Raw genomic sequence first — 21071 nt, 5'->3', positions numbered from 1 at the left:
GGAAGTTAAGCCCTCCAGAGCCGATGGTACTCCGCGGGAAACCGCGTGGGAGAGTAGGTCGCTGCCGGATTCTTTTTGAAAAGCCCCTGGTGCCGCAAGGCGCCAGGGGCTTTTGTCTTTGCGGGCTTGTTCAGCGTTTCGCCCGGGTGTGGATTCGGGCTAGAGGCTCCTGGCAGGAGACACGCGATGCCCTCCCTCCTGACGCGGCGCCCGGAGACCAAGTCGTTCAGCATCGAGGATCTGCTCGATCGCGTGCGGCGCGGTGAGGTGCGCATTCCTGACTTCCAGCGCCCCCTTCGGTGGACCGCGGACGACGTGCGCGACCTGCTGGACAGCGTCTACCGGGGCTACCCCATCGGGACGTTGTTGTTCTGGCGGCGGGAGGCCCCTGCCTCCAGCGTGAGCTTCGGGCCCGTGCGCATCGATGCTCCGTCCACCAGCCAGGGCCTGTGGGCCGTGGACGGACAGCAGCGGGTCACGGCGCTCGCGGGCGTGCTGCTCCACCCGGCCTATGGGGATGAGCTGGGGCGCGACGACTTCCACCTGTACTTCGATCTGGAGACCGAAGAGCTCTTGCCTCCGTCGAAGAACGCGACGCCCCCTTCGCACTGGCTGCCGATGAACGAGGTGTTGGACAGCGAGTCGCTGCTCAACTGGCTCAACCGCTACCCGGCTCGCGAAGCGCACCCGGAGCACATCCGCGCCGCCATCCGTTTGGGCAAGGCCATCCGCGAGTACCAGGTGCCTGCCTACGTCGTGGACACGACCGACGAGAAGGTGCTGCGCATCATTTTCAAGCGGCTGAACACCGCGGGCCGGCCCCTTACGGACGAAGAGGTCTTCAATGCGCTGTATGTGGGCTCGCGCTCGCTCAGCCTGGAGTCGGTGACGCAGGGGCTGCGGGAGCTGGGCTTTGGCGCCGTTCCAGAGTCGCTGTTGCTGCGGGCCGTACTGGCCGTGCGGGGTCTGGATTTCACCCGGAGTTATCAGCAGCAACTGCATCAGGACGACGACTTCACGGAGACCGTCCAGCGCACCGAGCGCGCGTTGCGCGATGCCATCGTGTTCCTCAAGCGCGATGCGTTCATCCCACATCTGAAGTTGCTGCCGTCGCCCGAGAACTCGCTCGTGCTGCTGACGCGGTTCTTCCAACTGCATCCGGAACCCTCTCCCCGGTCGCGGGAGCTGTTGTCCCGCTGGTTCTGGCGGCACGTCGTCTTCGGCGGCTGGGTGCTCAAGCCCGCAGAGGCCCTGGAACTCGTCGCGGCCATGCGCTCCGACGAGGAACGCTCCATCCAGGCGATGCTGGCCCAGGTGGCCTCGCCCCTGATCCCCTGGTGGCTGGAGGCGGGTCTTCCCGTCATCCCCAATCCGGAGGTGGCCCAGCCGCCTCCCGTGATGCGCATCGTCCTGGTGTCCCTCCTTCCACGGCACCTGCTGACGGGCGCGGTGCTGGACCCTGGTGAACTGCTGGATTCAGGGACCGAAGGCTTCCTGGACATCCTCCCCATGGAGAGCGCTCCGGAGTGGGCGGTGCGAGGGGGCGGCTTCCAACGGACATTCCAGCTCCTGGCCCCTTTCAACTCCCTCTTCCATCCTTCCCTGGCGGGGACGTCCGTCCTGGAACTGCTCAAACAGGGCTCGCTTCCCGACCAGGAGATTCTGGTCAGCCATGGACTGACGCCCGCAATGCTCGAATACCTGCGGCGGGGCGAAGCTGTGGATTTCCTCCGGCAGCGGCGGGCCCACTTGGAGCCCGTGGTGCGACAGTTCATCGAAGCCCGGACGCGCTGGGATGACTCGGACCGTCCTTCCCTCCAATCGATGATCATCGACGACGGAGACGACTGACATGGACCCCAGGCCGCCTACGTCCACCACTGGTGTCCTCGACGTTCTCATGGGCGACGTACACGTCGGCACGCTCACGTTGCTCGCCGACGAGCGCATCGAGTTCAGCGTCTCCGAGGAGTACCGCCAGCGTTACCCGCGTCCCGTGCTGGGCCAGTTCTTCGAGGATGACCTGTCGCGCCGGCACATCAGCCGCATGCGGTTGCCGCCGTTCTTCTCCAACCTCCTGCCCGAAGGCCCGCTGCGCGATCTCATCTCCGAGCGTGAGCAGATTGCCCGGCAGCGCGAGTTCTTCTTCATCGCGCACCTGGGCGAGGACCTCTCCGGCGCCGTCATCGTCCGACCGGCGGGTGAGCTCCCCGTCCGCGACCATTCCCTGGTCGATACCCCCTCCGAGTCCGCGACCCCCGACGGAGAGCCGCTGCGCTTCTCGCTCGCGGGTGTTCAGCTCAAATTCTCCATGCTGCGCCGCGACCGGGGGATGACGCTGCCCATGGGCGGAAAGGGCGGCGATTGGATCGTCAAGCTTCCGGACAACCGCTACGACCGCGTGCCGGAGAACGAGCTGTCCGTGATGACGTGGGCCCGCGCCACCGGCATCGACGTGCCGGAGATGCAACTGCTCAAGGTCTCCGACCTCCATGGGCTCCCCGAGGGCATCACCCTTCGCGAGGACCTGGCGTATGCCATCCGCCGCTTCGACCGACCGTCACCCGGGCGCCGCGTGCACATGGAGGACCTGGCGCAGGTGCTGGGGCTGTACTCGGATGAGAAGTACAAGAAGTACAACTACGAGACCATCGCCAACGTGCTGCTCAAGGTCGCGGGACTGGATGCACTCCAGGAGTTCCTGCGGCGAATGGTGTTCATCATCGCGTGCGGCAATGGCGACGCGCACCACAAGAACTGGTCGCTTTTCTACCCGGACGGCACCCGTCCCACGCTGTCGCCCGCGTATGACTTCGTCTCCACCATCCAGTACATGCCGCAGGATCAGCTCGCGCTGAACCTGGCGAAGTCCAAGCGCTTCGACGACGTGTCGCTCCAGAGCTTCGAGCGGCTGGCGCGCAAGCTGGGCCTGTCCGACGACGACGTCCTTCCCGTGGTGAGAGGGGCCGTCGAATCCGCGCTCGACACCTGGTCTTCGCTTCGCGCGGAGCTGCCCATGCCGGAGGTGTTCAAGCAGCGCATCGAGGAGCACTGGAAGAAGGTTCCACTCCTCCAGGGCGGGGTGAAGCGCAGCGCAGGGGAGCTGCGGCAGGCGGCCAACGCCTTCTTCACCCTCTACAGCGAGCTGCCCCGTCTGGGCCCTGGCAGCGATGCCTGCACCCGCGAGGCCCTTCGTCGGTTGCCTCCGCTTTCTTCCTCACCTCGCGTGCTCGATCTGGGCTCCGGCACCGGCCGGCAGACGCTCGTGCTTGCTGAGACGCTGGGGACCCGTGTCACCGCCGTGGATCTGCACCGGCCCTATCTGGAACAACTGGAACGCGAGGCTCGGGAGAGGGGCCTCGTGGATGCCATCGTGACCCGACAGGAGGACATGGGCGCGCTGACGCTGCCTCCTGCTTCCGTGGACCTCCTTTGGTCCGAGGGTGCCATCTACTTGATGGGGTTCGGGCCGGGCCTGCGCCGCTGGCGGCCGCTGCTCGCTTCGGGAGGACTGGTGGCCGTCACCGAGTGCTCGTGGCTCACGGACGCCCGGCCCCCGGAGGCCGCCCGCTTCTGGTCGGACGCGTATCCCTCCATGGCGTCCATCGCCGACAACCGCTCCACCGCGGAGGCCGAGGGGTTCACCGTGCTGGACACCTTCACGTTGCCCGCGTCCGCGTGGTGGGACGAGTACTACACACCGCTGCTCCAGCGCATCGAACGCTTGCGTCCTTCCGCGGACCCGGCGCTGCGTGAGGTCATCGCGGCGACGGAACAGGAGGTGGGCTTGTTCCGTCGCCACGGGGACAGCTACGGCTACGTCTTCTACCTGATGCGTCTGCGTGAGCCGTGACGCTCGGGCGGTGAGACCGCCCTTCCGTCAGCAGCTCTCCCGGGCCTGATCAGGGCTGAGCTTCCTGGTCCAGGGTGATTCGCAGTTGGCGCGTGCTGACGGCTTCGAAACCGGTGTTCTTGCTAGATCCTTCAGGTCCCGGGCCCACGCAGGTCAGCCCAGGCTGTCGTTGGTGTATCGGTCGTACTGATGGATGCCGGGGTTGTCTCTGTGGATTTCAAAGGCTGATGAGTGAGAGGGATTGGGCCTTTCCGGCAACACGCGGGCTGGGGATTGTGGCGCGGGAAGGTACGAACGGGGAGGATGCTCGCCGGCCATGTCTGAACGCGCTCCCACCGATGCCTCGCTGACGCTGCTCAGCATTCCCGGCGCGACGCAGGCGGAGGCGGACACGTTCTGGCTCACCCAGGTGTACCAGGGTGACCGCATGCCGCAGTTGACGCTTCGCGCGGTGGCGCTGGGCGCGGGGCTGGGCGTGCTCACCTGCGCCACCAACCTCTACGCGGGCCTGAAGACGGGCGTCGTGTTTGGTGTGGCCATCACCGCCGCGTTGCTGGCCTCCGCGACACAGGGGGCCCTTCGCCGCGTTGTCCCTCGGGTCGCGGGGGCTCCGTTGTCATTGCTGGAGATGGGGTGCGCGCAGACGGTGGCCTCGTCGGCCGGGTATGCGACGGGGGGCGCGCTGGTGTCCGTGCAGGGCGCCTGGCTCCTGACCACGGGACATCACCTGCCCGGTTGGACGCTGCTGGCGTGGACATTCCTGCTGTCCGCTCTGGGCGTCCTCTTCGCCGTGCCGCTCAAGCGCCAGTTGGTGGATCGCGAGCAGCTCCCTTTTGCTTCTGGCACCGCCGCCGCGGCCACCGTACGCGCGCTGCATGCGGGGGGCGCTGCGTCACGGCCCCGCCTGCGCATGCTGGGGGTAGGGGGCCTTGTGTCCGGCGTGCTGACACTCGCCCGTGATGGATTCGGACGCCTTCCCTACGCCTGGGCGTTTCCGGGGACGCTCGGTGGGGTGTCGCTGGAACGGCTGGGATTCGCCCTGGAGACGGGGTTGATGCCGGTGGGCGGCGGCGCGCTCCTGGGCGTTCGCATCACCGCATCGATGCTGCTGGGGGCGCTCCTCGTCCATGGCGTCATCGCTCCTCGGCTGATGGCTTCGGGCGTGGTCCCCGTAGAGGGGGACTTCCTTGCCTGGGCGCTGTGGCCGGGCGCGGCGGCGCTCACCACCGCGTCGCTGTTGCAGTTCGCACTCCAGGGCCGCGTGTGGGGCCGCGCGCTTCGGGGGCTGTTTGCCCGGGGGCAGGGAGCGCGTCATCCGGTGGAGGCGCTCCAGGTTCCCGGGCGGTGGTTGTTCGCGGGGCTGCTCGTGCTGACTCCCGCGACGGTGGCGCTGGCCTGGGTGGGCTTTGATGTGCCGGTGCCCCATGCGCTGCTCGCGGTCGCGCTGTCGTTCGTGCTGTGTCTCATCTCCTGCCGCGTCACGGGGGAAACGGACGTCAGCCCCGTGGGCGCGCTGGGGCAGGTGACACAGCTGACGTATGGCGTGCTGCTGCCTGGCAACGTGCAGGCGAACCTCGCCACCGCGGGCATCACCGTCAACGCGGCTTCGTCCGCGGCCGACCTGCTCACGGACCTGAAGGCGGGCCACCTGCTGGGTGCGCATCCTCGCCGCGTGTTCCTGGCGCAGTTGTTGGGCTGTGTCGTGGGCTCGCTGGTGGTGGTGCCGCTGTTCTACCTGCTGGTGCCGGATGCGTCCGTGTTGGGCTCGGAGCGCTTTCCGGCCCCGGCCGCCACGGTCACCGCGGGCGTGGCCCAGGTGCTGGCCTCCGGGCTGGACGCGGTGTCTCCAGACCTGCGGAGCGCCATGGGCTGGGCGGCGCTGGGCGCGGCCGTCCTCACACTCTGCGAGCAGGCACTCCCGGAGCGCTTCCGGCGCTGGACTCCGTCCGTCGTGGGCGTGGGGCTGGCCTTCCTGCTGCCCGCGTCCACCTGCCTGGGATTCTTCCTGGGAGGCCTGGGGTGGGAGGTGGCCCGGCGGCTCAGGCCCGCTTCGGAGGGCCCTGGGGTGACGCTGGCGGCCGGGCTCATCGCGGGAGAGGGCCTGGTCGGGGTTGGCATCGTCCTGGCGCGGGCGCTCTGGTAGCCTTTCGGCACCCGCATGCGCTGTCCGGTCTGTTACCGCCGCCTCACTCCTGGCGCGGTGTGTCCCGTGAATGGCGTCCCCGCCGAGCCCGGCCCCCCCCCGGAGCTGCTGGCGCTTCCGGACGTCCCCGGCTTGTCCGGCGTCGCCTTGTTGGGCGTGGGAGGCTTTGCCCAGGTCTACGTCGCGGTGCGGGAGGTGGACGGCCGCGAGGTGGCCCTCAAGGTGGGCCTGGGCCCCCATCACGCCCGCTTCGCTCATGAGGCGGAGGCGCTCCGGCGCGTGGGGCCTCCCACGGTTCCGGCGGTGTTCCAGGAGGGCCGCGTCGGTGGCAGGCCCTTCCTCGTGCAGGAGTTGCTGCGGGGGCAGACGCTCGCGGCCTGGATGGCGGCGCTGCCCGGCACCGGCGCCGCGTCCCTGGCGCGCGTGCGCGAGCTGCTCGCGGGGTTGTGTCCGGCGGTGGCTCGCGTGCATGCGGTGGGGCTCGCCCACCGGGACCTCAAGCCGGAGAACCTCTTCCTTCGCGAGGGCGGCGCGCTGAGCCTGCTGGACTTCGGGCTCGCGCGGTGGCTGCAGGACGGGGTGGAGGACTCCGAGGCGGCAGGGAACCGCGCGGGGACGACGGTCTACATGGCGCCGGAGCAGTGCCTGGACGCTCGCGAGGCGGGCGCTGCCGCTGACATCTACGCGCTGGGTGTCCTGATCTTCGAGATGCTCACCGGCACGCCGCCCTTTCATGGCAGTCCGGACGAGGTGCGCGAAGGCCATGTGAGTCGGCGTCCTCCTCGCGTCTCCGAGCGCGCCCCCGTGCCCGTCGCGCTCGATGCCGTGGTGGCCCGGTGTCTGGCCAAGGTTCCCTCTGAACGCTTCGCGAGCGCCCCGGACGTGCTCGCTGCCTTCGATGCCGCGTGCGCGCAGGCATCGCTTCCCGACGTCATCGGGGTGCCGGAGGCGCAACCTCGGACGGGTGCGGCCCTGGCGACGTTCTCGGGGGCCCGGCCCGTTGCGGTGCTGGGGTTGCGCACGAGCGCTTCGGTGGCGGGACTGGGCGCCACGCTGGAACCGTTTGGCGGGGTGCTGGCCCGGGTCGCGAATGGTGGCTACCTGCTCGTCTTCTGCGAGTCGCTGTCCGCGGAGGCGAACCTTCGCGCGGGCGCGCTCGCGGCCCGGCGATTGGTGGAGTCCGGCGCGGCGATGGCCGTCCTCCACCTCGCCGTGTTGTACGTGCACCCTGGGACCACGTTGCCTCGCGTGGCCGGCGTTGCGCTGGAACGGCCGGAGTCCTGGTGGCCCAGGGCGGTCGCGCAGGGGGAGGTGCGGGTGACGCCGGAGGCCTCCGCGCGCATGGAGCCTGGATGGACCGAGCCCTCGGAGGGGGAGGGCTTGCGCCTTCGCCTCCACGACGACGAGGGGGCTCGTGTCGAAGGGGAGCCTCCTCCGTTCGTGGGCCGCGACGCGGTGATGGATGCACTGGCGATGGACGCGGGCCGCAGCATCGCGGATGCGGTGCCGGGGCTGGGCGTGCTCTCCGGCGAAGTGGGGCATGGCAAGTCGCGGCTGCTCAAGGCGCTTGCCTCGCGGTTGGAAGCGGAGGGCCTTGCGCGCGTGGTGCGACTGCGCGCGCCTGCTCCTGATGCCTCGGTGGCGGATTCGCTTCTCGACGCCTTGCGTGCCGTCGTGGGCCGCCCGTCCGCGGAGCCTCGTGTCGTGGCCGAGGCGCTCCTTGCACAGGCCCGTGAAGCTCCCCTGGTGCTGTTGCTGGATGACGCGCACCTAGCGGATCCGCAGAGCCTGGATGCGTTGGAGCGCGCCACGCTCGCGGGGCCTCGCGCTCCCTTGTGGGTTTGCATGGCCGGGCGCCCTTCGCTGCTGGGCGCGCGTCCCCACCTGGGCGAGCGCAGTGCCCGCGCCTCCCAGCATCCGCTGCCGCCCCTGCCTCCTGAGGCGAGCCGCGCGGTGCTCCTCCACCTGCTGCGCCCCGCGGAGCACATCCCCGAGCCGGTGCTCGCACGCCTGGAGCAACTGGCGCAGGGCGTGCCTTTGTCGCTGGTGGAATTGGCTCGGGCGCTCCGGGCCGCGGGGGCCCTGCGTTCGGCTCCGGGCGGTGGGTGGTACGTCGCTCCGGATGCGCTGCTCGATGTGTCGGTGACGCCGCTCTTCGAACGGCTGGCCCCTCGCGTCCTGGCGGGCCTTCCGGAGGTGCACCGCGTGCTGGCGCGGCTGTGCGCGGTGCTGGGCACGGAGGTGGACGTGGCCCGGGTGGACGCGGCTTTGCGCCAGTTGGCGTCGGGACCGGAGTTGTCGCGCGCCGCGACCCTGGATGCCGGGGCCGGGTTGCAGCGATTGGCTCGCGCGGGCCTGCTGCGCCCTTCCGGGCCCGGGCGCTTCGCCTTCCGTCATCCGTTGCTTCGCGAGGCGCTGGAGGCCCTGCTTCCTCCCGCGCCCCGTCGCGCCCTGCACGCCGCCGCGCTGAAGGCGAGCGTGGGCGATGACGTCGTGGAGCGCCGCCGCCGCGCCCATCACGCCGCTGCGTGCGGTGCCCACCTGGAGGCGGCCCGGAGCTACCTGGCACTGGCGGAGGAGGCTCGCGCGGGACATCTGTCGGTGGAGGCGGAGCAGCACTACACGCGCGCGCTGGCGCTGCTTCCGGAGTCCGACGACGCACGCCGCGCGCAGGCCCTGGCGGGACGCGGCCGGGTGCGCCACCGGCTCCAGCGCTTCCGCGAGAGTCTGGCGGACCTGTCGTCGGCGCGCGCGCTCGCCCATGCCCTCGATGACGCAGCGCTGGAGGTGGACCTGCTCCTGGAGGAGGCCACCGCTCGCGACTGGATGGAGGACTCGGACGGATCCGCGGTCTGCACGCGGGAGGCGCTGGAGGCCATCGAGCCGTTGGATGCGCCGCGCCTGTCCCTGCGCTGTGGACTGGCCCGGGGCCGACTGCACGTGCGTCAGGGCGAGTGGGCCGCCGCGGCCCGCGTGCTCGCCTCCACCGCCGAGGGCGCCGAGGGCGCGCGGGACCATGAGACGCTGGTGGTGTCGCTGGCGCTGCTGGGCGCCGCGCTCACGTTCCTGGACCGCGCACCGGAGGCCGCGGCCCGCTTCGATGAAGCGCTGGAGCGCTGCGAGGCCACCGGCGATGGCCTGCACAAGGCCGCCGTGCTGAGCAACCGCGTCCTGCTGTGGCTGCGGCAGGGCGACGTGGCGCGGATGGAAGAGGACCTGCGTCGCGCCATGGCGCTGGGGCGCGAGCTGGCCCATGCGCAGATGGAGCGCTGGTCCACCTTCAACCTGGCGGAGGTCCTCTACATGCAGGGCCGCCTGGACGAAGCGCTGCCCCTGGCCCAGCGCGCCCACGAGTTGGGCGTGCGCTTCTTCCGCGAACACCCCGTGCCCGTGGATGCGCTGCTCATCGCCCGCATCCACGCCGCGGCGGGAGACGAAGCGGCGGCGGCCCGACAGCTCGCCTGGATTGAGCGGCGCTGCCCTCCGGAGTCGCTGCCTCCCACCGCCATCATGCGGCGGCTGGTGGAGCTCCAGGTCCATCAACAGGCGGCGGGCGCGTTCCTCGCGTCGGAGTGGGAGGCCCTTCTCACCGAAGCGGACGCCCTGGCCTCTCCGGACGAGAAGGCTGAAATCCTCCTGCAAGCCACCGGCATCGCCCGACGCACGGGCGCGGTGCTGGAGGCCCGGACGTGGCTCGAGCGGGCGGGAAGCGCGGTGGCCGAGGCGCCCCTGTGGTCTACGCGTTTCCACGCATTGAAGGCCGCGCTCGCCGGTGAATCGCTGTAGCGCGAAACGCTACACCTGCCCGTCGCCGTAACGTTTCGCGCTACAGGAAGACAAGAAGGGCACGTGTGAGGTTTCCTTCGGGGGTGGGGGCTGTGCTTGGTCCGGCCCGCCCCGTCCCCCGAATCCTGTCTAGGAGCGTTCGCGCGATGGCCTCCTCATTCTCCCGAGTCCCCTGGTGTTTCCTCCTGCTGGCCCTGGCCGGTTGCGAGCCCGCGCTTCCGGAGGGCGCCGAAGCTGGAGGCTCCGACGTCGCATTGGGTACGAGCGAGGCGGAGATCCGCATCGCCAACTCACTCACCACGCAGGAGCTGGTGGTCAATGCCATCGCGGCCAACCACGCCGCGAATGAAGCGCTGGCGTCGAACTCGCTGGAGTCGCTCTTCGACCCCGGCGAAATCATTCCCAGCGCGGAGAGCGCGCTCATCGCCAACCAGCTTCGTGATCCGTATGCCCAGCGGTTCATGGCGTATCTGGTGAGCTGTGCGCTGGAGGAAGGCGAGACCCTGGCGTGGATGAACCCGTTGCAGCCCGCGGGCTCGCAGCTCAGCCAATGGAAGGGCGGCGCGGGCCTGTGCCCCCAGTGGCGCACCAGCGCTCCGGCGGAGGACTCCGCGTGCCTGAAGCGCGTGACGGCCTGCCTGCTGGCGCGCAACAACGCGTTGGGCTACCGCGTGGGCCTGTCGATGCGTGGGGAGATCCACGAGCCCGAGCTGGCCATCGCGGAGCCCTTCGCGCTGGACTCCTGGGCCGCGCCCCTGAATTACGCCCAGGGCTCAACGACGTCGCGGAACAGCTCCGCGCCCTGTTCCGGCGCGGCGGTGGGGGCGGGGCGCGACTGCGGTTGGACGATGCACTCGGTGGGGTGGTGCCCCGCGGGCCAGACGGTGTCGGTGGGCGCGGGTGGCCCGACGGGTGGACCCTCGGCGTGTGGCGTGGGGGCGCCGCTGGGCTCCAGCTCGGATGCTCGGATGGTGATGCGCGTGTGCAGTGGCATCTCCGGGTGTGACAGCACGTCCGCGGAGCTGATGGCGGCGAGCGAGGGTTGCCTGCCGGGTTCCACGTCGCCCTGGCCCACGGCCATGACGAACCCCTCGGTGAACATCACGTGCCCCGCGCAGGGCGGATACTTCACGGTGATGGTCGCGCCCTGGAACAACGCGACGACCGGGCGGGTGACCGTGGCGGTGACGGGCACGGCGCAGCTTCCGCTCTCCGAGCGGGGCGTGTACCGGATCCGCGAAGGGGCCTTCTACGGCAACATGTTCGGGCCCGGCGCGCTGCGCGATGACATCAACGTGCAGGTGCTGAACGTGACCCGCGACCGGTACGTCATCAAGCGGCCCGAACCGGGCCAGTCGAAGCCCATCTTCAACGACCTCTACTCCTGCTACGACCCGGGCTGGGTGCACGGTCTGGCCTACGCGACCTATCGCGTGTGCGCGCTGCCCGGCACACACGAGGACTGCGCGGCCACGGTGACGGGACCCTGCTGGGCCGCCGAGGGCCCGAAGCAGTGCGCGGCGCAGGACGGCCCGCTGTTCGTGGGGGATGGTGACTTCGTGGCGTGCCGCGATCCTGTCGATGAGACCTGGGAGGAGCCCGTCACCGTGTTCCTGAATGGTCCGTGCGACCTGGTGGATGCACAGCACACGGACCTGTGCGCGCGCTGGTCGGAAGCGCAGACGCCCCGGAGGGAGACCTCGGGCCGCGTGTCCGTGCCGGTGCCGACGCCCGTGCCGACGCCCGTGCCGCTGCCGACGAAGGAGCCGCTGCCGACGAAGGAGCCGCTGCCGACGAAGGAGCCGGGGAAGCGCTGAGCCATGGCGGGCAACGGCGAGGAGGCGCTCTACGGCGAGGAACTTCGGCCCGGCGCGCTCGTGGGCGACTGGGTGGTGGAGCGCGTCCAGGTCGTGGGCCCCGTGTCCGCGCTGTACCGTGCGCGGCACGCGCAGACCGGCGTGTCCGCGGCGCTGAAGGTGCTGCACCCGCAGGTGGCCACGGCGGCGGTGGCGCTGCGGCGCTTCCGGCGCGAGGCGGCCACGCTGCAGCGGTTGCGGCATCCGCACATCGTCACGGTGCTGGGGTACGGCGAGCTGTCGGATGGTCGGCCCTTCATCGCGATGGAGTGGCTGGAGGGACAGGACCTGGCGGCGGAGCTGGCCACGCGCGGTCCGCTGTCTCCGCGCGAGGTGCTGGCGGTGATGGAGCAGGTGGGCGCCGCGCTGCGGGTGGCGCACGCGGCGGGCGTGGTGCACCGCGACCTGAAGGCGCAGAACGTGGTGCGGCTCGCGCAGGGGCGCGGCGGGCCGGCGGTGAAGCTGGTGGACTTCGGCGTAGCGAAGGGGCTGGTGCCGGGCGCTCCGGGTAGCTCGTCGCTCACGCACACCGGCGTGGTGCTGGGCACGCCGCTGTCGATGGCGCCGGAGCAGATCCGCGGGCAGGTGCCCGATGCGCGCACGGACCTGTACGCGGTGGGCGTGCTGCTGTTCCAACTGCTCACGGGCATGCCGCCCTTCCGGGGCACCACGCGCCACGAGGTGGAGCAGCAGCACCTGCACGCCCCCGCGCCACGACCGGGGGAGCACGCGCCGGTGTCCGTGGCGCTGGACGCGGTGGTGCTCAAGTGTCTGCGCAAGGAGCGCGAGGAGCGCTACCCGAACGTGGACGCGCTCCTGGAGGACCTGCGCGGCGCGGTGCTCGGGGGGGCCGCGCCGGTGGAGGCGCCGCGCGCGCTGGGCCTGTACGTGGAGGGGCGGACTCCCGGCGAACCGGACGCCCTGACGATGGAGGCGCTGGACGCGGGGCTGGAGCGCGCGAGCGCCCTGGCGCTGGAGGCGGGGCTGGAGGTCCGGGTGGTGGGCGGCGCATGCCTGCTGGCGCTGGCGAGCCTGCCGGATGATGTGCTTCGCGAGCGGGAGCTGCGGGCTCGGGTGCTGGACGTGGGGCTCGCGCTGACGCGGGGGGAGGCGCCTTCGGGCCTCTCCGTCACCGTGCACGTGGACCGGCTGGTGGGCCGCGATGAGGCCCACGGATGGGAGGATGCCGCGGCCTCCGCGTGGGATGACGCTGGTGGGGAAGGGGGCCTGCTCCACCTGCCCTCGTGGATCCAGGACGGGGCGGACGGCGCGCTCGTCGTCACCGGCGCGGCGCTGCGCGGACTGGAGGCGGACTTCGTCTCCAGTCCGGTGGCCAGCGCTCCGGATCGCTGGCGGCTCACGGCGCGGCGCTGAGCTTCAACGCCTCACGGCTTGATGCCGTGCCTGCGCAGCAGCCGGTAGAAGTGCACGCGGTCCATGCCGGCGGTGATGGCGGCCTGGGCCACCTTGCCCTGGTGCTTCTCCAGGAGCGCCCGCAGGTAGCGGCGCTCGAAGTCGTCCACCACGCGGCGGCGCTGCTCCGCGTACGGACGCGACAGGTCCACCTCCAGCGGGCTGCCCTCCGGGCGCGAGTCCTCCTCCGCCAGCGGCAGCGCGTCCTCGAACACCAGACAGCGCTCCAGGTGGTTGCGCAATTCGCGCACGTTGCCCGGCCACGCCGCGTGCCGCAGGCGCGAGAGGAACTCCGGCGTGCGCAGTGCTCCCGTGCGCTCCGGATCCGCGCCCAGCGACTTGAGGATGCCCGACACCAGCATGGACAGGTCCTCCGGCCGCTGGCGCAGCGAAGGCATTCCGATGCGCAGCACCGCGAGCCGGAAGAACAGGTCGGAGCGGAAGCGCCCCGCGTTCACCTCCGCGCGCAGGTCGCGGTGGGTGGCCGCCATCAGCCGCACGTCCACCGGCAGGTACGTGTTGCTGCCCACCCGGCGGATCTCCCGGTTCTCCAGCACGCGCAAGAGCTTGGGCTGCAGCTCCGGGGGCAGTTCGCCAATCTCGTCCAGGAAGACGGTGCCGCCGTCGGCCTCCTCGAAGACGCCCGCGCGCCGGTTCACCGCGCCGGTGAAGGAGCCCTTCTCGTGGCCGAACAGCTCGCTCTCCAGGATGTGGGCGGGGATGGCGCCGCAGTCCACCACCAGGAAGGCCGCGTCCTTGCGCCGGCTGGCCTGGTGGATGGCGAGCGCCGCCTGGCTCTTGCCGGTGCCCGTCTCGCCCTCCAGCAGCACGGTGACGTCGCGCGCGGCGGCGCGCTCCATCATCGCGAAGCAGCCGCGCATGGCCACCGACGTGCCCACGAGCGACCCGAAGTGCGTCATGTCCGACAGCGGGAGCTTGTTGCTCTCCGCGCTGAAGTCGAAGCGCAGCACCACGCGGCCCAGGCGGAGCAGGCTGCCACTGCGCAGGATGCCCTCCACCACCTGCACGCCGTCCACGATGACGCCGTTGAGGCTGTCCAGGTCCTTCACCTGCGGGCCCTTGGGGCCGATCTTCACCTCGCAGTGGAAGCGCGACACGGTGGAGTCCTCCACCGTGCAGTCGTTGAGCGGATGCGAGCCCACCGAGCAGGTGTCCGACGTGGACTCCCACACCGTGCCCGCACCCGGACCCTCCACCACGGACAGGCGGAAGCGACGCACCACGGGCAGGTCCCCCGGACGGCGGGCCTGCTCGTAGGGCAGCGTCACATGCAGCGCGGCCTCCGCCTCCCCTTCCTCCGGGAGGGTGCCCTTGTCCTTGTGCTCTCCCGGGGCCCCGTCGACGCGGGTTCGATCCGACACAGACATGCAAATCAAGCTACCACGTCCGGGCCACCCCGGGCGGAGCACCACGGGGGCGGTGAACACATGGGCGACCGCGAGCCGGGCCGTCAGCTGAGCGTGACGTCCAGGAACATCATCAGGACGAAGCCCACCATCAGCCCGGCCGTGGCCTCCTTCGCGTACTCCTGGCGGTGGCTCTCCGGGATCATCTCGTCGCTGACGACGTACAGCATGGAGCCGCCCGCGAACGCGAGCGCCCACGGCAGGATGCCGGACGCGAACGAGGTGGCGAAGAAGCCCACCAGCGCGGCGGCCCCCTCCACCAGCCCCGTGTACAGCGCCACCAGCACCGCCTGCCCCCGGCTGTACGCCACGCCCATCAGCGCCAGCGCGACGACGAAGCCCTCCGGGATGTCCTGCAACCCGATGCCCACGAGGATGGGCGCGGCGATCTCCATGGAGCGGCTGCCCACGCCGGTGCCCACCGCGAGCCCCTCCGGGAAGTTGTGCAGCGCGATGGCCAGCACGAACAGCCAGATGCGCTTCAGGTTCGCGGCCTGGGCGTTGCCCTCCTGCCCCTTGATGAAGTGCTCGTGGGGGATGTAGCGGTTGCACAGGTGCAGGAACAGGCCGCCCACCAGCATGCTGCCCCCCACCACCAGTGCGGCGGTGAAGCGCGACGCGTAGCGTTGTTCGCCCAGGTCGATGGCGGGCACCACCAGCGAGAAGGCCGTGGCCGCGAGCATCACGCCCGCGCTGAAGCCCATCAGCACATCCTTGGAGCGCCGGGAGATGTCGCGCGCCGCGAGGGCGGGCAGCGCGCCCAGGCTGGTGGACAGGATGGTGACCGCGCTGCCGGCGAGCGCCAGGGCGAGGGTGGACGTGCCGAAACCGCTGTCGGACATGGCCCTCCAACCTGTCCCACTCCGCCGCGCACGGCCACCTTTTCCACCGCGCCCCGGGCGTGGTTGCCCGTCACGGAACGGGGCGACCGGCATCGCCCGAGGCGGACGCGATGGCTGCCAGGTGGTTCACCAGGGGGGCGGGCACGTGTCAGGGGCGCAGCCGCTGCTTCTCGCGCAGTAGCAGGTGCCACTCCTGGAGGTTCAGCTTGAGGGCGCCCAGCCACGCATCGATTTCGGGATCCATGCGCGGATCCACGCCGCGCAGGGACTCCAGCAGGGGCCGTGCGCTGGACTGGCCCAGGCGTGCCAAACCCTCCAGCGCGGACTTGCGCACCGCGAGGTCGCTGTCGCTCCGGTAGAGCGCGGTGAGCGAGCGGCGTGCACCCGGGGACTCGGTGCCGGGCACTCCGCCCAGGGCCTTCGCCGCCGCCGCGCGCATGCCGGGGTCTTCCGAGCGCAGTTGGGAGGTGAGCTGGCGCACCGCCTCCGGACTCGCGGCCTCCATGGAGACCTCGCCCAGCAGGCGAGTGGCCACCGAGGGGTCACCGGAGGCCGCGGCGGCCTTCACCGCCGTCTCGGCCAGCTCCGCGTTGTGGCCGAAGTAGATGCCTGCGCTCTCCGTCACCAGGTTCTCCACCACCGCCTGTCGCACCTCCGGCGCGCTGTCGCGCACGAGCTGTTCGTAGGTGACGACGTCGCCGTTCTTCGCCATGAACTCCACCGACGGCGCGCCCTTGAGCGCACGCACCGCCGCCGCGCGCAGGCCCGGATCCACGTCCTGCTTCGCACGGGAGAGCAGCGGCTGGAGCAGCTCCGGCTTCTGCGCGTTGCTCGCCTTGGTGGCCAGCGCCGCCCCCACGGCCTCCAGCACGGCGGGGTCGCGCTCCTGGCTCACCGCTCGGCCCAACGCCTCCGGTGGCATGGCGATGGCGGCTTCCTTCAGGCGCAGGCGCGCATAGCGCTGGTAGGCGGGGGAGCCTGCCTTCATCGCCACGCGCACTTCATCCAACATGCCCTCCACCGTGCAGGCCGCCGGGGTGGGGACGCTGATGGGCGCGCCTTGCGCCAGGGCGAGTCCCGGCAGCAGCGAAAGCCAGAGCACGCACGTCTTCTTCATTCGCGGGCCCATCAGTGCGGCGCTCCTTCCTCGACGACGCAATCGTGGTGTTCCTTCTTGCCCAGCCAGATGCGCGCGAAGTCCGTCGTGCCGGTGGCGTACAGGGCCTTGAAGTCCAGATAGTCCTGCCGCAGGCGCGGATCCTTCCGGGCGAACTCCTCCACCAGGGGCAGGGCGTCCGCGCCGGCCGCGCGCACCGCGAAGCGCAGGATGGCCCAGCGCACGCACAAATCATGTTCCCCGTCGAAGGCGGCGCGGAACGCGGCCAGGGCCTTCTGCGGATCCTCGGTGACGGCGAGCCGGAAGGCGGCCATCTCGCGCACGTCGCGCTCCTTGTCGGTGCGCATCACGTTGGCCAGCGTGTCGATGGAGCCTGAATCGATCAGCGGGTCGGAGTACGACGGCATCTCCAGCGCGAGCAGCCGCACGGCGGTGTCCTCGGACGTGGTGCCGATGTCCAGCAGGTCCTTCCAGTACGGCGCATACGTGCCGGTGCGCTGGTAGTCCTCCTTCATCACCCGGCCCAGGGTGCGCGTGGCCATCCACGCGGCGGCGTCCGCGGAGTCGTCCAGCGCGATGGACTTGAGGCGGTTGCGAGTGTCGGGCGTGAAGCGGTACTGCGTCTCCAGGGCATCCAGCGCGGAGGCGCGGTCCGGGGCCGCGAGGCTCTTGTCCTCGGCCACCGACAGCAGCTTCTCGCTGACGCGCGGGTGGCGCACGGCGGGGGCCGCCTTGAGGGCCTCCAGGTAGATGGCCGGCTCCGGCGGCGCGGCCTTCATCGCCCACGTCACCAGTTGCAGCGCGCGGTCCGGATCCTCGCCCACCAGCTCCGTCAGGCGCTCCTGGAGATAGGCCACCAGCGCGGTGTCACGGGCCTGGATTGCGGCGGACACGGCCGCGTGCAGCGACTCCAGCGTCGCGGACCGGTCCAGCGCGGCCAGCCCGTCCCAGCACCCGGGCATGGGAATCTGTTCACGCGGGGCTTTGCTCGTCGCGGAGGCGGCGGCCACGGGAGCGCTGCTCGCGGGCGCGGCCGTCGGAACGGAAGGGCCCGTGAGTCCTGGCGTTGGAGGGTCCGCGTCATCGGAGCGGGCCGCGCCCCGCCACCACACGACGCCCACGGCGAGGAGGAGCACGAGGCCGGCGAGCGCGACCTTGAAGGAGGGACGAGACGTCATGTCGGAAGGAGGCTCACGCGCAAGAAGGGGCGCACCCCCGCGCGCACCGCGCATCACGGGGGAACGATGGGGACGGGCCTCCGGGCAGGGGACGCGGGCCGGAGCGCCGGCCCCTCCCGGAAGGTTCGCGCACGGCGGGGACTACAGCGTGGGAACGCCCAGCCGGTTGTTGCAGTAAGCGTTGGTGCCGCACGTCGTGCCGACGCTGGTGTACCAAGCTGACTTGCGCGTGCCGTACTGACGATTGTCCGCGTGCACGTGCGGACCGGTGGCGCTGCCCGTGCCGCCCACGAGCCCCAGCGCGCAGCGGTCACACGTCTTCGTGCCGGAGCTGACGTTCGCGTAGAAGTGCAGCTGTCGGAAGTCCCAGCCGCTGGCGCCAGACACCACGTAGTAGTTGCCAGCGCCGCCGTTGCAGGTGGAGCCGTAGCAGGCCGCCGCACAGCCGCCGTAGTAATAGTAGTGGTAGTTGCCCACCAGCATGCCCCGGTGGTTCCACTCGCCGCAGGACCCGTTGCCGATGTCCAGCGCCGTGTGACTGCTGCCGGTGCAGTTGTAGTACGTGGTCGAGTTCACGTACGCCGCCGTGTCGCAGATGGGGCCGTTCGCGGTGGCCGCCGTTGCCGGACCGGCCCCCACCGCGGCGGCCAGCGTCGCCACGGTGGACATCAACGTCTTCAGCTTCATGGGTGCCTCCTCCCGTCGTCGCACTGCCTCGCCGGAGGCCCGGCCCAACGGTGGACCCGCCCCCGTGCCCGACCCACCTATCCCCTTGAATGGGGTGGGGGACGGGAAGCTGTAATACATGAAATAGTTGTTTTTGTCCCAGGAATTGAAAGTTGAGAAACGCAACGATTCCAAGGGGTTCCGTGCCGCGCCGTGTCGTTTTCGTCCGGAGCACGCAACCCGGGCGAAACGTTCACGAGAATCTGGAATGTCGGCGTTCGCCCGACGCCTGGCGCCCCGTCGCCGGGAACTGCATCGGGTGTCCTCGCGTCACCTGGGAGAAGCGTCATGGCCCCGATTGGAAAGACCGGTTCGCGTCCCTCGCCCGTGGTGAAGCCGGAGACGACGGCGACGCCCGCGGTGCGTCCCAACGCGGTGAAGGCCGCCGTCTCCCAGCGGATGAAGGACGGCTTCGACGCCGGGCCTCGCACGCTGGCGTCGCGGCCCCAGGGCACGAAGGAGATCGGGACGGCGCTGCCTCCGCTTCCGGGCAGTGAGGGCAAGAAGGCCGGCGGCCTCTTTGGCGGCCTGGGGTCGGCCATCAGCGACGCCGTGAAGAACGTGGCCAAGGCGGTCGCGGCCGCCACGACGCCGCAGGTGAGCACCAACGCCGCCGGCAACACGGTGGTGGACCTGGGCGTGGGCAACAACACCGCGAAGGTCTCCCAGTCGGCGGACGGCGGGCTGACCATCACGTCCGGCAAGGACACGGTGACGCTCACGGCCGAGCAGGCGAAGGGCGCCATCATCAACGGTGGCGCCGGCGACGACTCCATCACGCTGGACGCGAGCGTCACGCAGGACGTCACGCTGGACGGCGGCGTGGGCAACGACAAGCTGGTGGGCGGCAAGGGCAACGACACGCTGGTGGGCGGCGCGGGCAACGACACCGTCATCGGCGGCGAAGGCAAGGACACGCTGAGCGGCCTGGACGGCGACGACTACCTGGAGGGCGGCGCGGGCGATGACAGCATCGACGGCGGCGCGGGCCGGGACGTGCTCTACGGCCTGGACGGCAATGACGCGATGTCGGGCGGCGGGGAGCGCGACTACATCGACGCGGGCGCGGGCGACGACAAGGTCGACGGCGGCGAGGGCGACGACCAGGTGATTGGCGGGCGCGGCGACGACGCGCTGAGCGGCGGCGCGGGCAACGACGCGGTCGCGGGCGGCGCGGGCGCGGACACCGTCGAGGGCGGCGAGGGCACCGACAAGCTGTACGTGGAAGAGAACGAGACGACCGCCGACGCGGCGAAGGGTGAGCGGGAGATCGTGGACATGACGGACGCGGACAAGCGCGGTTCGTCCGTCTCCGTCACGGGCAGCGCGGAGTTCCAGGCGCGCACCCAGTCGGACCTGGACGCGATGCGCTCGCTGCCGTCGGGCCAGGAGCTGCTGCGCACGCTGGACGCCAGCGGCAAGAAGACGACCATCCGCGAGACGGCCAGCGGCAACAGCGCGGGCGGCACGAACTTCAACGATGGCTTCATGAACAAGGACGGCACGGCGGGCAAGGGCACGGACGCGCAGGTGAACTACAACACCACGCGCATCTCCCTGGGCACCGAGGAGTGGATGAACCGTCCCCCCGTCGTCGGCCTGTTCCACGAGCTGGTGCACGCCTCGGACATGGTCAACGGCACGCTGGCGCTGGGCGAGAAGAACGGCACGCGCAACCTGGAGACCTCCGCGGTGGGCCTGCCCATCGACCTGGACCAGAACGCGGCCACGCCGGACGTCGTCCAGGGCGGCCGTCCCGGGGAGAACGTCCTGCGCGACGACCTGAACCTGCCCACCCGTCCGCGCTACTAGCCGCATGCGAACCCTCCTCCGGACTGGCGCCTGGGTGGTGCTGGCTGTCATCGTCGGTTGCGCGCGGGCGCCGGAGCGGCCCGCGAATCCCGGAGGACAACGCGTGGCCCAGGCGGACGTGGAGCTGAAGGTGGAGTCGGTGGCGCGCGAGGCGGACACGCTCGCGGTCACCTACGCGGTGCACAACCGGACGTCCCGGGCCGTGCTGCTCGTGGACGGGCTGTGGGACGTGGGCTTCAGCGGGCATCTGACGCTGGCGCCGGAGCGGGCCTACGTGGACCTGTCCGGTGGCCGGGTGGTGCTGTCGCGGATGCTGCTGCCGGTGCCGGAAGACCTGATGGTGGAAGCGCCGGAGGTGCCCGCGGTCAGCCGCGTGGAAGCCGGCGCCACGGCGAGCCGCCGCGCGGTGGTGCCCCTGCCCCTGCGCACCGCCCTGCCGTACCCCACGGGCCCCGAACAGACGCGCGAGCTGTCGGATGTGCGCGAGGTCTCCCTGCGCGTGGGCTACCTGCCGGACGCGGACGCCATGACGCTGCACGCGGGCAAGGACGCGCAGGGCACGGCCGTCCAGACGCCGGAGTACGGGCCCGTGGTGAAGGCGCAGCGGGTGCTGGACAGTGGCCCGCTGCCGGTGTCGGACGCGAAGTAGGAGCACGCGTCCTGGCTTCGCCAGAAGACCTGCCAGAAGACGGGTGCAGCGAAGGAGCGGGCCCTGTCCTCGTCACCGAGGACGACCAGGGGCGCCGCTCGCTGCGTTTCGGGGACGGGGGCGCGCGCCAGAGCGTGGTGTGGCCCGGGGACCCGCTGCGGCTGGAGCTGCCCTACACGCGCATGGCGATGGTGGCGCTGGCGTTCGTGCCCCGGCCGGAGAACATCCTGGCGGTGGGGCTGGGCGGGGGCGCCATCCCCATGTTCCTG

At 70.9% G+C, this 21071-nt stretch carries 13 protein-coding genes; 8 read left to right on the top strand and 5 right to left on the bottom strand.

Annotated features, from left to right (window positions below; translation table 11 throughout):
- Positions 1–186 precede the first annotated feature (186 nt).
- The 6 genes from D7X74_RS23765 to D7X74_RS23740 all read left to right on the top strand — a co-directional run bounded on the left by D7X74_RS23765 (position 187) and on the right by D7X74_RS23740 (position 13012).
- The gene (locus tag D7X74_RS23765; RefSeq protein WP_120535284.1) at positions 187–1851 is read left to right on the top strand and encodes a DUF262 domain-containing protein; all 1665 of its coding nucleotides are present in this window, start codon (positions 187–189) and stop codon (positions 1849–1851) included.
- A 49-nt stretch (positions 1852–1900) separates the two neighbouring features.
- A complete protein-coding gene (locus D7X74_RS44345; protein WP_233602220.1) occupies positions 1901–3853 on the top strand; it encodes a HipA domain-containing protein in 1953 nt (650 codons plus the stop codon).
- A 316-nt stretch (positions 3854–4169) separates the two neighbouring features.
- Complete coding sequence (locus D7X74_RS23755) at positions 4170–5996, top strand: OPT family oligopeptide transporter (protein WP_120535283.1); 1827 nt, start codon at positions 4170–4172, stop codon at positions 5994–5996.
- Between the two features lie 15 nt (positions 5997–6011).
- Positions 6012–9782: a serine/threonine-protein kinase PknK gene (locus D7X74_RS23750; protein ID WP_120535282.1), complete on the top strand. Its 3771-nt coding sequence runs from the start codon at positions 6012–6014 to the stop codon at positions 9780–9782.
- Between the two features lie 146 nt (positions 9783–9928).
- A complete protein-coding gene (locus tag D7X74_RS23745) occupies positions 9929–11599 on the top strand; it encodes a hypothetical protein (RefSeq protein ID WP_147446661.1) in 1671 nt (556 codons plus the stop codon).
- 3 nt (positions 11600–11602) lie between these two features.
- Entirely contained in the window at positions 11603–13012 is a 1410-nt protein-coding gene (locus tag D7X74_RS23740) for a serine/threonine-protein kinase (RefSeq protein WP_120535280.1), read from the top strand.
- 11 nt (positions 13013–13023) lie between these two features.
- Here D7X74_RS23740 and D7X74_RS23735 read toward each other — a convergent pair whose 3' ends face one another.
- From D7X74_RS23735 to D7X74_RS23715, 5 genes are all read right to left on the bottom strand, one after another.
- Positions 13024–14439 carry a sigma 54-interacting transcriptional regulator gene (locus D7X74_RS23735; RefSeq protein ID WP_233595721.1) on the bottom strand — a complete coding sequence of 472 codons (1416 nt, stop codon included), beginning with the start codon at positions 14437–14439 and terminating at the stop codon, positions 13024–13026.
- 83 nt (positions 14440–14522) lie between these two features.
- The gene (locus D7X74_RS23730) at positions 14523–15320 is read right to left on the bottom strand and encodes a ZIP family metal transporter (RefSeq protein ID WP_120535279.1); all 798 of its coding nucleotides are present in this window, start codon (positions 15318–15320) and stop codon (positions 14523–14525) included.
- A 148-nt stretch (positions 15321–15468) separates the two neighbouring features.
- Complete coding sequence (locus D7X74_RS23725; RefSeq protein ID WP_120535278.1) at positions 15469–16449, bottom strand: HEAT repeat domain-containing protein; 981 nt, start codon at positions 16447–16449, stop codon at positions 15469–15471.
- Complete coding sequence (locus D7X74_RS23720) at positions 16449–17615, bottom strand: HEAT repeat domain-containing protein (protein WP_120535277.1); 1167 nt, start codon at positions 17613–17615, stop codon at positions 16449–16451. Before D7X74_RS23720 ends, D7X74_RS23725 begins: the two co-directional genes overlap by 1 nt.
- A 141-nt stretch (positions 17616–17756) precedes the next feature.
- Positions 17757–18302, bottom strand: coding sequence for a peptidase M23 (locus D7X74_RS23715; RefSeq protein ID WP_120535276.1), 546 nt, complete (start codon positions 18300–18302; stop codon positions 17757–17759).
- Between the two features lie 327 nt (positions 18303–18629).
- Between D7X74_RS23715 and D7X74_RS23710 the strand changes: the two genes are divergently transcribed.
- Both D7X74_RS23710 and D7X74_RS23705 read left to right on the top strand, forming a co-directional pair.
- The gene (locus D7X74_RS23710; RefSeq protein ID WP_120535275.1) at positions 18630–20153 is read left to right on the top strand and encodes a M91 family zinc metallopeptidase; all 1524 of its coding nucleotides are present in this window, start codon (positions 18630–18632) and stop codon (positions 20151–20153) included.
- Positions 20154–20157: 4 nt separating this feature from the next.
- Positions 20158–20802 (top strand): hypothetical protein, encoded by a 645-nt coding sequence (locus D7X74_RS23705; RefSeq protein ID WP_120535274.1) that lies wholly within the window; start codon positions 20158–20160, stop codon positions 20800–20802.
- Positions 20803–21071: the final 269 nt, after the last annotated feature.

This window comes from Corallococcus sp. CA047B, from assembly GCF_003612065.1.
GTDB lineage: Bacteria > Myxococcota > Myxococcia > Myxococcales > Myxococcaceae > Corallococcus > Corallococcus praedator.
This window is presented reverse-complemented; position numbering and strand designations above follow the sequence as displayed.

Coding starts and splice junctions, on each gene's coding strand:
- D7X74_RS23745 (WP_147446661.1), top strand. CDS start 9,929: ATGGCCTCCTCATTCTCCCGAGTCCCCTGGTGTTTCCTCCTGCTGGCC.
- D7X74_RS23720 (WP_120535277.1), bottom strand. CDS start 17,615: ATGACGTCTCGTCCCTCCTTCAAGGTCGCGCTCGCCGGCCTCGTGCTC.
- D7X74_RS23735 (WP_233595721.1), bottom strand. CDS start 14,439: ATGTCTGTGTCGGATCGAACCCGCGTCGACGGGGCCCCGGGAGAGCAC.
- D7X74_RS23755 (WP_120535283.1), top strand. CDS start 4,170: ATGTCTGAACGCGCTCCCACCGATGCCTCGCTGACGCTGCTCAGCATT.
- D7X74_RS23730 (WP_120535279.1), bottom strand. CDS start 15,320: ATGTCCGACAGCGGTTTCGGCACGTCCACCCTCGCCCTGGCGCTCGCC.
- D7X74_RS23705 (WP_120535274.1), top strand. CDS start 20,158: ATGCGAACCCTCCTCCGGACTGGCGCCTGGGTGGTGCTGGCTGTCATC.
- D7X74_RS23725 (WP_120535278.1), bottom strand. CDS start 16,449: ATGGGCCCGCGAATGAAGAAGACGTGCGTGCTCTGGCTTTCGCTGCTG.
- D7X74_RS23740 (WP_120535280.1), top strand. CDS start 11,603: ATGGCGGGCAACGGCGAGGAGGCGCTCTACGGCGAGGAACTTCGGCCC.
- D7X74_RS23765 (WP_120535284.1), top strand. CDS start 187: ATGCCCTCCCTCCTGACGCGGCGCCCGGAGACCAAGTCGTTCAGCATC.
- D7X74_RS23750 (WP_120535282.1), top strand. CDS start 6,012: ATGCGCTGTCCGGTCTGTTACCGCCGCCTCACTCCTGGCGCGGTGTGT.
- D7X74_RS23710 (WP_120535275.1), top strand. CDS start 18,630: ATGGCCCCGATTGGAAAGACCGGTTCGCGTCCCTCGCCCGTGGTGAAG.
- D7X74_RS23715 (WP_120535276.1), bottom strand. CDS start 18,302: ATGAAGCTGAAGACGTTGATGTCCACCGTGGCGACGCTGGCCGCCGCG.
- D7X74_RS44345 (WP_233602220.1), top strand. CDS start 1,901: ATGGGCGACGTACACGTCGGCACGCTCACGTTGCTCGCCGACGAGCGC.